The 11,645-nt window shown below is 50.2% G+C and carries 13 protein-coding genes and 1 pseudogene; 5 read left to right on the forward strand and 9 right to left on the reverse strand.

Annotated elements, in window-relative coordinates; all coding sequences use genetic code 11:
• Positions 1-2: 2 nt before the first annotated feature.
• The 5 genes and pseudogenes from CWI83_RS06275 to CWI83_RS06290 form a co-directional block, all read right to left on the reverse strand.
• On the reverse strand, positions 3-575 hold the full coding sequence (locus CWI83_RS06275) for a DUF1415 domain-containing protein (protein ID WP_126827214.1): 573 nt from the start codon (positions 573-575) through the stop codon (positions 3-5).
• Positions 572-2,356 (reverse strand): acyl-CoA dehydrogenase, encoded by a 1,785-nt coding sequence (locus tag CWI83_RS06280; protein WP_126827216.1) that lies wholly within the window; start codon positions 2,354-2,356, stop codon positions 572-574. The genes CWI83_RS06275 and CWI83_RS06280 overlap by 4 nt, the downstream gene beginning before the upstream one ends.
• A 129-nt stretch (positions 2,357-2,485) precedes the next feature.
• The gene (locus tag CWI83_RS06285) at positions 2,486-2,917 is read right to left on the reverse strand and encodes an MAPEG family protein (RefSeq protein ID WP_126827218.1); all 432 of its coding nucleotides are present in this window, start codon (positions 2,915-2,917) and stop codon (positions 2,486-2,488) included.
• A gap of 39 nt (positions 2,918-2,956) precedes the next feature.
• Positions 2,957-3,061, reverse strand: a pseudogene (locus CWI83_RS10730) (lipid-binding SYLF domain-containing protein); the annotation flags it as partial.
• Between the two features lie 102 nt (positions 3,062-3,163).
• Entirely contained in the window at positions 3,164-3,388 is a 225-nt protein-coding gene (locus CWI83_RS06290) for a YheV family putative zinc ribbon protein (protein WP_126827220.1), read from the reverse strand.
• A gap of 75 nt (positions 3,389-3,463) precedes the next feature.
• Here CWI83_RS06290 and CWI83_RS06295 point away from each other — a divergent pair, with 75 nt between their 5' ends.
• Positions 3,464-5,368 (forward strand): ATP-binding cassette domain-containing protein, encoded by a 1,905-nt coding sequence (locus CWI83_RS06295; protein ID WP_126827222.1) that lies wholly within the window; start codon positions 3,464-3,466, stop codon positions 5,366-5,368.
• A 17-nt stretch (positions 5,369-5,385) separates the two neighbouring features.
• Positions 5,386-5,601: a YheU family protein gene (locus CWI83_RS06300; protein ID WP_126827224.1), complete on the forward strand. Its 216-nt coding sequence runs from the start codon at positions 5,386-5,388 to the stop codon at positions 5,599-5,601.
• Here the strand turns inward: CWI83_RS06300 and cysQ are convergent.
• Together cysQ and nudE are read right to left on the reverse strand one after the other, a co-directional pair.
• Positions 5,576-6,412, reverse strand: a complete 837-nt coding sequence (gene cysQ / locus CWI83_RS06305) for a 3'(2'),5'-bisphosphate nucleotidase CysQ (RefSeq protein WP_126827226.1) — start codon at positions 6,410-6,412, stop codon at positions 5,576-5,578. The genes CWI83_RS06300 and cysQ overlap by 26 nt on opposite strands.
• Entirely contained in the window at positions 6,409-6,966 is a 558-nt protein-coding gene (gene nudE, locus CWI83_RS06310) for an ADP compounds hydrolase NudE (RefSeq protein WP_126827228.1), read from the reverse strand. The genes cysQ and nudE overlap by 4 nt, the downstream gene beginning before the upstream one ends.
• 80 nt (positions 6,967-7,046) lie before the next feature.
• Between nudE and sthA the strand changes: the two genes are divergently transcribed.
• Complete coding sequence (gene sthA, locus CWI83_RS06315; RefSeq protein ID WP_126827230.1) at positions 7,047-8,450, forward strand: Si-specific NAD(P)(+) transhydrogenase; 1,404 nt, start codon at positions 7,047-7,049, stop codon at positions 8,448-8,450.
• On the opposite strand, the gene envZ is transcribed toward sthA, so the two are convergent.
• The gene (gene envZ, locus CWI83_RS06320; RefSeq protein WP_126827232.1) at positions 8,425-9,771 is read right to left on the reverse strand and encodes a two-component system sensor histidine kinase EnvZ; all 1,347 of its coding nucleotides are present in this window, start codon (positions 9,769-9,771) and stop codon (positions 8,425-8,427) included. The genes sthA and envZ overlap by 26 nt on opposite strands.
• Entirely contained in the window at positions 9,772-10,497 is a 726-nt protein-coding gene (ompR, locus tag CWI83_RS06325) for an osmolarity response regulator transcription factor OmpR (protein ID WP_126827234.1), read from the reverse strand.
• A 138-nt stretch (positions 10,498-10,635) separates the two neighbouring features.
• Here ompR and CWI83_RS06330 point away from each other — a divergent pair, with 138 nt between their 5' ends.
• Both CWI83_RS06330 and CWI83_RS06335 read left to right on the forward strand, forming a co-directional pair.
• The gene (locus CWI83_RS06330; RefSeq protein WP_126827236.1) at positions 10,636-10,788 is read left to right on the forward strand and encodes a DUF2256 domain-containing protein; all 153 of its coding nucleotides are present in this window, start codon (positions 10,636-10,638) and stop codon (positions 10,786-10,788) included.
• Positions 10,785-11,435, forward strand: coding sequence for a flavin reductase family protein (locus CWI83_RS06335; protein WP_126827238.1), 651 nt, complete (start codon positions 10,785-10,787; stop codon positions 11,433-11,435). The genes CWI83_RS06330 and CWI83_RS06335 overlap by 4 nt, the downstream gene beginning before the upstream one ends.
• Positions 11,436-11,645 lie beyond the last annotated feature (210 nt).

The following is an 11,645-nucleotide window of genomic DNA, read 5'->3' on the forward strand; positions in this document are numbered from 1 at the left end:
CATCAATTTTTTGTAGCGCCTGCTTCGCCTTTGATTTCGGTGAGTAAACGCTGCCAGAAGACTTCACCGCGACGACGGGTGAAGTCGATATTACGCGCAGGGATATCATCAACCCAAGAGTTTTGGTCAATCGCAACTGAGAGGTTCGCTTCGCGCAAAATGTGAAAAGTTGGATAAGGTGAGCGGTTGGTATAATTAGCTGAATCAGTCGCTTCAGCATCGGCAAAAACATACTCTGGATGAAAGCTAGCCAACTGAAACACGCCCTCATAGCCCGCTTTCTCAAGCTGCTGCTCGAGAAGCTGTAAAACCGCTAGATACTCGGTAAAGCTCTCGAGCATTGGCACGATCAAAAGCGTGGTTGCACAAGCCGAATTTTGCTCAAGATACTGATACTCTTGCTCTAACTTGGCAACTAACGGCTCGAGGTCTTGGCCGCTAAACACCTGATAACGGATGCGATCATGAACAACTTCTGGCTTAGCAAATGGACAAAAATTGTATTTGACCACCACCTGCTCAACCCAGGCGCGCGTTTGCACAATCAATGTTGCTTCCGTTATTTGCTGGCTCATAACCACTCAGGGGCGATCTGATCCCAACCGCTCGCAAATTGATTGAGGCTTGCTAGAGCACTCTCTGCTTGGGTCAGCTCCCATTGCATAAAGTGTTTAGCCGCTGCCACTTTACCCTGAGTAAAATCGTTAAAACTGTCATCTTGCTCAGCTTTAACCTTGGCCAAGCGCGCCATATCCAACCATAACCACGCCACTACATAGGTCCCCATCACATCAAGAAATACCGATGCCTGCGCCAGAGTTGGTTTAATCTCGCCAGCTTGCAAACGCTCACCTGCCACAAGGATATGTTGTAGCAATGGCTGCAAAGCCTGCTCGTATCGATCAGCGAGCGGGGCCAGCTCAGGGATAGTGCGCACTTCTGCCAAGGTTTTATGGATTCGACGCAACAGTAACTTCTGCCCTTTACCTTGCTGTTGCCAGAGTTTCCGACCCAATAAATCAAGCCCTTGAATACCGTGCGTGCCCTCATGAATAGGATTCAAACGATTGTCGCGGTAGCACTGCTCAACGGGGTATTCACGAATATACCCAGAGCCACCGAGTACTTGAATCGCCAAGTCGTTCGCCCGCGGACCGTAATAAGAGGGGTACGACTTCACAATTGGAGTGAGTAAATCGAGCAAAATAGCCGCATCAGCATCGCCACCCGCTTCATCCTCATCCACTAACCGAGCCGCCAGTAAGCACAGCGCTAAGCTCCCTTCAACGTAGGTCTTTTGACTGATCAGCATACGTTTCACATCGGCGTGCTCGATAATCGGGATCGCCGCAGTGCTTGGATCTTTATTATCTGGTGCGCGCCCTTGCGGACGCTCCTTGGCATACGCTAGTGATTCTAAATAACCACGATAGCCAATCATGGCAGCGCCAAGGCCCACCCCAATACGCGCCTCATTCATCATTTTAAACATGTACTCGAGGCCACGATTCGGTTCGCCGACCAGATAGCCCACACACTGGTCTTGTTCACCAAAGTTCAGCACAGTCGAGGTGGTGCCGCGATAACCCATTTTGTGAAGTAAACCCGCCAGAGCGACATCGTTTCTAGCGCCCAATGAGCCGTCCTCATTCACTAAAAACTTGGGGACGATAAACATTGAGATCCCTTTCACTCCAATTGGCGCACCTTCAATCCGTGCTAATACCAGATGAACAATGTTTTCAGTCAGATCTTGATCGCCACCAGAGATATACATCTTTTGGCCCTTGATCCGATAAGTCCCATCACGCGCTGCCGTCGCTTTGGTGGTTAGGTCGCCAAGTGAGGAGCCAACCGCTGGCTCCGTCAGTGCCATGGTGCCGGCAAAGCGACCGCTAAACATAGCGGGCAAATAGCGTTGCTGTTGCTCACGACTTCCGAATGCTTGAATCACATTGGCCGCAGCGCTAGTTAAGAAGGGATAAGCGGCGGTCGCTGGATTCGCTGCCATGAAGTAGCTTTGGCAGGCCATATTGACCAACGCCGGCATCTGCAATCCACCTTGTTCGTGCGACTGGCGAGCGGCAAGGAAACCTGCGTCAGCAAATTGCTGCCATGCCTGCTTGAGTTCGGGGATGGTAGTCACCGAGTCCCCATCAAATTGGGGTTCTTGCGCGTCCGCTTTCTGAAAATGCGGGAGGAAGTAATCTTCAGCAAGACCCTGTGCGGTGCTCAGCATCGAATGAATCGTTTCGGTATCGTAATCAGCGTAGCGTGGGTAATGTTGCAATGCTCCTGCTGAAAACATATCAAACAATAAAAATTCAAGGTCTTGTTGGTTGACCAAACGACTCATAACAACTTCCTTCGATTAACTTTCTAATAATGGTTTTAGCGCAGCGACCCAGTGTTCAGACCAAAATTCAGGTGTCTGTTGCAAGCGGGTGTATTCAGTCGCCAAATCAACCACAGTGGGGCCTCTCCGCTAATCTAAAATGGTGGTAAACAAATGCACTAATAGGGCAACTTGAGCGACCAGTCCAATCAAAAAGAAATAGCTCCGTGGACTTGGGTTTTGTTCGGTGGCTATCGCATAGTAAAGCACCATATGAAGCAAGCGCGCGACGAAAAATACCCAAACCCAAGTGGTTAACCATTGCGCATCAACTTGAGCAAACATCGCTAGCAGCGCAGTGATGAGGAAAACCGGAACGCTTTCTAAGCTATTCATGAAGGTTCGATGAGCACGGAAAACAAACGAGTCATGACTTAGACTCTCATCAATTTTACCGGGAATTGCGCCAGCACTGCGCGCCTTCACCGCACTGCCGATGATCCACTGTACCACGACCATCAAGACAATTAAGGTTAAACCGACGAGCAAGCCCGTTTCGTTAGACCAGATTAATGTGCCCATATGCTTTCTTCTTATTAGTTATTGGTTATTAGTTATTGGTTAGTAGTTGAGTTCTTTATCGACCCAGGACTTGGTACCTTTGGTCGTTGCTTGCAAGGCGAGACCGGTCTCGGTGAAGGTATACACGGTGACATCAGCTTGATATACGTTTTCATTTTAACGCTCCTATTAGAGTAGGCCACAATTGGCACATATCACTCTAATCTAGCTTATCTTTCGACGCTTTTCAGGTCTCTTAACGAGACTTTAATCTGCAGGTTTGAATAAACCGATAATATCTTTACTGGCCAGGGGCTTCTCCGCGGGCGTGCGGGCATCACTCTGGGTTGCTTGCGGCTCAGTAAAATGGGTGTGGCAATGCACGCATTCCAATTGTTCATCGTCACCCTCAACGAACAAAACTAAAGTATCTTGCTCATTACAATTCGGGCAGGTTGCCCCGGCAATAAAACGTTTCCGTCGATTGGCCATATTCACCCCCTTGCGGTTTCGCTATAATTGTCGCAAATAATCCCGCTAAACGCACAAGCAAATTAGGATGTACGGATGATTACTCTGCGTGAGATCACCTTGATGCGCGGTAGCAAGACGCTCTTGCACGACACCAGCCTACAGATTTTTGCCGGTCAACATGTCGGCATTGTAGGCCGTAATGGCTGCGGTAAATCCTCATTATTTGCGTTATTGCGAGGCGAACTACAACTCGACCAAGGGCTTGCAGAAGTTCCGCGGGACTGGCGGATTGCAAGCGTTAAACAAGAAACCCCAGCGCTTGATCAAGCCGCACTTGATTATGTTCTAGATGGTGATACCGAGTTACGCGCATTACAACGAGCATTGCAACAAGCGGAAGCGAACCATGAAGGAGAACAAATCGGGCACCTGCATGACCAGCGAGCCGCAATTGGTGCTTATGATGCCGAAGCTCGAGCAGCAACCCTATTAGCCGGGCTTGGATTCCAGCCTGAGCAAATTAAGCAACCTGTAAAAGCCTTCTCAGGCGGCTGGCGGATGCGTTTAAACCTGGCTCAAGCGCTGATAGCTCGAGCCGACTTGTTGCTACTCGATGAACCGACCAACCACTTAGATGTGGATGCGATTTTTTGGTTAGAGGATTGGCTGCAACGATTCCCTGGCACCTTGCTCATCATCTCGCATGACCGCGATTTTCTTGATGCGAGTGTCGGCCATATTTTGCATATCGAGCACCAAAGAGGCCAGCTCTACAAAGGGAATTATTCCAGTTTTGAGCAGCAACGGGCAGAACAGCTCGCGCAACAACAAGCGCAATTTGAGAAAGAACAAACTCAACGCGCTCACTTACAACGCTATATCGATCGGTTCCGCTACAAAGCGAGCAAAGCAAAACAAGCACAGAGCAGACTCAAAGCACTAGAAAAATTAACTGTCGCTGCCCCTATTGCAGCTGCTTCTGGAGTTTCATTTGAGTTTCCAGAGCCGGCCGCATTACCTAATCCGCTACTCAGGCTTGAGCAGGCGCAAGCCGGCTATGCTGAGCATATTGTATTGGACAACATTCAGCTGAATCTGGTGCCGGGTAGCCGTATTGGTTTGTTAGGCCGAAATGGCGCCGGTAAATCAACTTTGGTGAGACTTTTAGCGGGCGAGCTCCCCCCCCGGCAAGGCACCATTGCTTTGAGTCAGGGAGTGCAGTTGGGATATTTTGCACAGCATCAACTCGAAACCCTCGATGCAAGTGCTTCTGCACTACTCCATTTACAGCGTATCGACCCCCAAGCAAGTGAGCAGAAGCTACGCGACCATTTGGGTGGGTTTGGCTTTCACGGTGAGCAAGCGCTTACTCCGGTCGCGCCAATGTCGGGTGGTGAAAAAGCACGCTTAGTGCTTGCTTTAATCGTCTATCAAAAGCCCAATCTGTTGCTGCTAGATGAACCGACCAACCATCTTGATAGCAGCTTACGCGAAGCCCTTGTCTATGCCTTACAGGACTTCCAAGGTGCGATGGTCATTGTCTCGCACGATCGGCACTTATTGCGGACCACAGTTGATGAGTTTTATTTGGTTGCAAATGGCACGGTACAGCCGTTTTCCGGTGATTTAAACGCCTATCATGATTGGCTCCAACAACAGAGTCGGCAAGCCAACACAGTCGCCAGCGAGAGTTCCTCGGGCGCTAAAGTTGATCGCAAGGCGGAGCGCCGGGCAGCAGCCGAATTGCGGGCACAGTTACGACCGTTGCAGCAGCAGCTAAAAAAAGCGGAACAACAACTCGAACAACTAGATACGGCATTGCAGCAGCTCAATGAACAATTAGCCGACACCTGTTTGTATCAACCCGAGCATAAGGCTGAACTGGCTCCTTTATTGCAACAACAAGCAGAGCTTAAACAAGCCCATGAACAAGCCGAATTAAGTTGGCTCGCCGCGGCTGAGGCGCTTGAACAAGCCACTGCTGAGCAATCGACCTAGCCACATAAGGAAATGAAATGCAGATCCCATGGCAACAACTTGAAGCCGAAACACTGACCGCCATTATCGAAGCCTTTGTGCTACGTGAAGGGACAGATTATGGCGAACACGAAGTGAGCTTTGCCAGCAAAGTGGCCACGGTTCGGGCGCAGCTCGAATCAGGTGAAGCTGTGTTAGTTTGGTCTGAGCTGCATGAAACGGTGGATATTAAGCCCGCTGCTGATGTTCGATAAAGACGCTCTGCCAAGCGACTGCCGGGTCGCCTAAGACTAAGAAATTCGGATTCCCAAGGTCGGCTTTTTCGTTATAGGTTAACGGCACAAACTGCTCCGATAAGATCTGTCCGCCGGCTTCGCCAACGATAACCTCGGCTGCAGCAGTATCCCACTCGCCGGTCGGTCCGACCCGCAAAAAGCAATCGGCACTGCCCTCAGCCACCAAGCATGCCTTTAACGCACAGCTTCCCGTCCGCACAAAGGCGAACTCACGCGCATCATTCATCCGCGTCAAGATTCGCTCTAGCGGTTGGCGCCGACTAATCGCCACACGAATAGGCTCGCCACTCGGTTTGCTCATCTTTCGCACCTGCAAGGCTTGTTGCTGGTCGCCTACAAGACGCCACGCACCCATGCCGCGCCCCGCGTAATAGAGCCGTTGTTCGGTGGGCCAATAGATCACGCCTAATTGCGGTGTGTTTGCTTCAACCAAAGCGATGACCACAGCAAAATCACCACTGCCTGCAACAAATTCTTGGGTGCCATCTATCGGGTCGATCAACCAGTAACGCTGCCAATTTTTGCGCTCAGCAAAACTCTTGGGTGCGGTTTCTTCGGATAAAACTGGAATCGTTGGTGTGAGTTGTTTGAGCTGCTCTTGCAACATCTGATTGGCAGCATAATCAGCGCTGGTGACCGGCGAGGCATCGGCTTTGGTAAAGGTTTCAAATTGTTGTTGCTGGTACAGATCTAAAATGAGCGCACCGGTTTGCTGAGCCGCTTCGCATGCCCCCTCGAGCCATTGTTGGTAAGGGGGTTGAGCACTCATTGCGAGTCCTCTTGCAGGTGCCGCAAAGTCATTAACAACGCCGCAATACTGCGCGCTTCAGTGAAGTCTTCTTGCGCCAGCAAAGCCTCGGCTTTGGCCAACTGCCACGGGACCTGTTCTAATGGTTCGGGCTCATCACCGGTGAGTTGTTCAGGATAGAGATCTTTGGCGATGAAAATATGCATGGTGGCAGCGAAGAATTGCGGTGCCATGGTCACACTTTTTAGTGGAATAAAGCTTTTCGCACCATAACCAATTTCTTCTTTGAGCTCCCGGTTTGCCGCTTGCTCAGGGGTTTCACCAGGGTCAATTAAGCCTTTCGGAAACCCAAGCTGATAATTGTGCAGGCCAGCGGCATACTCGCGCACTAACATGAGCGTTTGGTCATCGATAAAAGGGACTACCATTACAGCGCCTCGACCGCTGCCTTGCATCCGTTCAAACTGACGTTCGACCCCATTACTAAAGCGTAAATCCACCGCTTCAATTTGCAGCAAACGACTTTTTGCGACGACTTGTCGAAGGACAATTTCGGGAAGTTGCTTTCTAGTCACGCAGTTTTGCTCTTTACTCGTCGGATTTTTATCTCAAAATTGATACTATAAGCTACTACATCGGTGCAGGGGAGTAAAACATGACGACAGCACAAAAGCAGTATGATGCGGTGGTAATTGGCAGTGGTCCCGGCGGGGAAGGTGCTGCAATGCAACTGGCAAAAAGTGGCCGTCGTGTCGCCATGATCGAAAAATATGATTCGATCGGGGGCGGCTGTACCCATTGGGGCACTATTCCATCAAAGGCGCTCCGCCATTCTGTAAGTCGCTTAGTCGAATATAACTCGAACCCGATTTTCTCTGGCGACCGTATCGAGCGAGGCTTAACCTTTAACGAAATCCTCCGTCATGCGCAAGGTGTCATCCGTAAGCAAATTCAACTGCGTAGTGGTTTTTATCAACGTAATCAGGTGGACGTGATTCATGGTACGGCTGCGCTTGTCGACCCGCACCAAGTTCGGGTTCATTACCGTGATGCCAGTCAGGATGTGATTCAGGCCGAACAAATTGTAATTGCGACCGGCTCACGCCCCTACCACCCTGATGATGTTAATTTTGCCCACGAGCGAATTTATGACTCGGACACCGTACTTAGCTTAAAACATGAACCACGCAGCATTATCATCTATGGCGCCGGTGTGATCGGCTGTGAGTATGCCAGTATCTTCCGTGGTTTAGGGGTTAAGGTCGATCTGATCAACACCCGTGATCGGCTGCTCTCCTTCCTTGATGCGGAAATGTCCGATGCACTCTCATACCACCTGCGTAACAACGGCGTGGTGATTCGCCATAACGAAGCTTATCAAAGCATTACCGGCACAGATGATGGCGTGGTGCTCGAGACCGAGAGTGGTAAACGCTTAGTCGCCGACTGTTTGCTCTATGCCAACGGCCGTTCAGGTAACTATGAGGAGTTAAATCTTGAGGCGGTTGGTCTGAAACCAAACCACCGCGGTCAACTCGAGGTCTCGCCTTGCTATCAAACCGGGTGTGAATCAATTTATGCGGTCGGTGACATTATTGGTTATCCCTCCCTTGCCAGTGCCGCCTACGACCAAGGCCGCATTTGTGCAACGGCTATGCTCGAGGGGGTCTGCGATCATCGCTTGGTGTCCGATATTCCAACTGGGATTTATACCATTCCTGAGATTAGTTCAGTCGGTAAAACTGAAGAAGAGTTGACCGCCCAACGGGTCCCTTACGAGGTTGGTCGCGCCCAATTTAAGCATCTTGCTCGGGCACAGATTTCCAACAGCTCAGTCGGCAGTCTGAAAATCCTGTTTCACCGCGAAACGAAAGAGGTATTGGGAGTTCACTGCTTTGGTGAGCGCGCGGCCGAAATCATTCACATTGGTCAGGCTATTATGGAACAAAAGAATGGCGGCAATACCATCGAGTACTTCGTCAACACCACCTTCAACTACCCGACGATGGCCGAAGCCTATCGCGTTGCCGCGCTTAACGGTCTGAATAGGCTGCGCTAGCTAACGCCGGGAGAGTTATGGTGACCGCCAAGCCTCCAAGGCGGTCACTCTGGGCAAAGCTAAGGGTGCCATGATGACGCTCGATAATCCGTTGGACAATCGCAAGACCGAGCCCAGACCCTTTACTCGCACGGGCTTGATCTCCCTGAGTAAAGGGTTGCAATAACCGTTCAATCTGGTCAGCAGGAATGCCAGCGCCATTATCATGCAAGGTCACCGCAGCGGTTGCTTCACTCTCATTGTAGTGCGTTTGGATCAAGACTCTACCGCCGCCATAGCGCACTGCGTTTTGCAGTAAGTTTAACAAGACCCGCTTCAGCGATAAGGCCCGCATTGGAATCTTTGGTAACTCGGCAAGTTCTAGGGTGACTTCTACCTGCCAAGTCTCTGGCATGTGTGCCACCACATCCTCAACTAAGTAACTTAAGCTTTCACGATCTAAATCATTACTCGAATCGGCCCGAACATAATCGATAAACTGGTCAATGATGGCGTTCATATCATCAATATCATCGATCATCCCAAGCGCAGTTTGCTCTTCGTGTTCAGGTAACATCTCAGCAGCTAGCCGCATTCGAGTTAACGGAGTTCTTAAATCGTGAGAAACCCCCGCCAGCAGCAGATTACGATCTTGTTCAAGGCGCTGGATCCCCTGTGACATTTGATTAAACGCACGGGTTACTGCGACCACTTCCGAGGAGCCTTGCTCTGGCAACAAATCTGGATATTCGCCTCGCCCGATTTGCTGTGCTGCGCGTTCTAGTGCCTTTAATGGCTTATTTTGCCAATTGGTGAAAAGAACGCCACCAAGCACACTTAAGACCCCGATTAAAACAAGATAAAACAGTAACGGAGAAAAGCGCGACTCGTTGAAGTTATCGATCTGAACGCGCAACCAATAGCCGGGAACACGGTCCGTTTGTACCCATAACATGAACTCCTCGCCTTGACTGATGCGAACTTGCGTATCAGCACCGAGTAGTTCCTGTATGCGTACCGATAGAAAACTATAGGCCGTGGTTTGTTGCAAGCCATTCGCAATGGCTTCGTCTTCACTAAATCCTTGGATCCCAGCCTCTGCAGTGTAGGCTTGAGCGAGCTCTAATTTACTCGTACGTGGGGCAAAACTGTGTTTAATAAAGTCATCAACCACCAAAGTTGCTTCTATTTGGCGGGCAACCAAGGCGGTGATTTGTTGCATGCTCGGCTTCACCACATAAAAGCCAACCATCAAATAAGAAACCACTTGATTGATCAGCAGTAAGCTCGCAACAAGGAGCAGAGTGCGAGCGAACGAGGAACGTGGCAGCAGTGCGACCATCTAAGCTTTTTTCTCACCGTCCGGGACAAATACATAGCCAAGTCCCCACACGGTTTGAATATAACGAGGATTCGCCGGGTCGACTTCTAGCATTCGCCGCAAGCGTGAGACTTGCACATCAATACTGCGCTCAAGCGCACTATAATCGCGGCCTCTCGCTTGATTCATCAACTTATCCCGAGACATAGGTTGACGAGGGTGCTGGACGAGCGCTTTTAATACGGCAAACTCGCCACTGGTTAATGGCATGGGTTCATCACCACGAAACATTTCGCGGGTGCCAAGATTAAGCCGAAATTCACCAAACTCGATGACTTCGCCACCGGCACTTGGAGCGCCTGGCAACTCTGAGCCACGGCGCCGCAACACGGCGCGAATTCGCGCCAGTAACTCACGCGGATTAAATGGCTTGGCAAGATAATCGTCGGCGCCGAGCTCCAAGCCAATGATACGGTCGACCTCATCACCTTTGGCCGTTAACATGACAATAGGAATCGTGTTTTCTTGCTGGCGTAAGCGGCGGCAAATAGATAAGCCATCTTCACCCGGTAACATCAGGTCAAGGACCATCAAATGGAAATTTTCGCGTTCGAGCAAGCGATCCATCTGCTCACCTTGGGCGGCGCTACGAACGTAAAAACCTTGCTCGGTGAGGTAACGCTCAAGCAACGCACGGAGGCGGGCATCATCATCCACGACCAGAACTTTGAAGGTTTCTTGCGACATAAACTTTTTCCATCTATTGGCTTCTCAACAACTATAAGAGAAGCCACTGTAATTGCCAAACCCGGAATCGTTGCAAGCATACGGTTTTTGTTTCCAAATGTAAGCAATCCAAACGGCCCTGTTCAACGTTAATAGCGCATGCGAAAAAAATCAGACTTACCCCAAAAGATGTGCCCAGTCTGCCAGCGCCCCTTTGCTTGGCGGAAAAAGTGGGCGCGTGACTGGGAGCACGTAAAATACTGCTCAAAACGTTGTGCGGGACAGCGCAAACAACGAGAGGAATCGATATGACCGTGATTAAGCGCACTGAACTCGAAGCATTACCGAGCCGCTATCGAGCACAATTTGTAAATAGTTTATCAGGTTATAAGAGCGCCAATTTGGTTGGCAGCGCAAATCCGCAGGGGCAGCCGAATCTTGCCTTGGTGAGTTCAGTGGTCCACTTAGGAGCAGACCCAGCGTTACTTGCCCATGTTACACGGCCACACACTGTCCCCCGTCATACCCTTGAAAATATCGAAGCAACTAGGGTCTACACTTACAATGCCGTGACCTGCCAAATGGTCCCGCAGGCGCATCATAGTGCAGCAAAATTTGCCCGTGAGGTTTCTGAATTTGAAAACGTTGGATTAACTCCAGAGTATCACCCTAACTTTGCGGCACCTGCAGTTGTTGAGAGTCCGCTGAGTATTGGGATGGAATTACTCGAGCTCGTCCCGATCAAACACAATGGTACTTTGTTGGTTATTGGCCAAATTTGCTGGGTGAAGTATCCACAAGCCGCGCTTCATAGCGATGGCCATTTAGATATATCAAAACTGGATTTAACCGCAATAAGCGGCCTTGACCACTACCACTCAATCGCTTCTGTGGGACGTTTGAGCTATCCCGAAGTGGAGCATCCTCCAACTCCACTGAAATTGGACAAGCTCCCGTAATATTTGTCAGCCTCGCCTGGCGCGACCCTAATTGGGCTCGCCCACTTGAACAGCGTATTCGCGATCGTTTCGTTCAGAGTGAACAACTTAGGGCTTACGAGTTAGTGAGGGTCCAATGTCGTAGCCAGCAAAATTGGTATCAAGCCTTTCAACATATGGTATTTCATGGTGACCGCAACAGCGCTAATCAGATCACTTTGTTTTTAGAAT

The sequence above is a fragment of the Pseudidiomarina taiwanensis genome (assembly GCF_003987435.1).
GTDB classification, from domain to species: domain Bacteria; phylum Pseudomonadota; class Gammaproteobacteria; order Enterobacterales; family Alteromonadaceae; genus Pseudidiomarina; species Pseudidiomarina taiwanensis.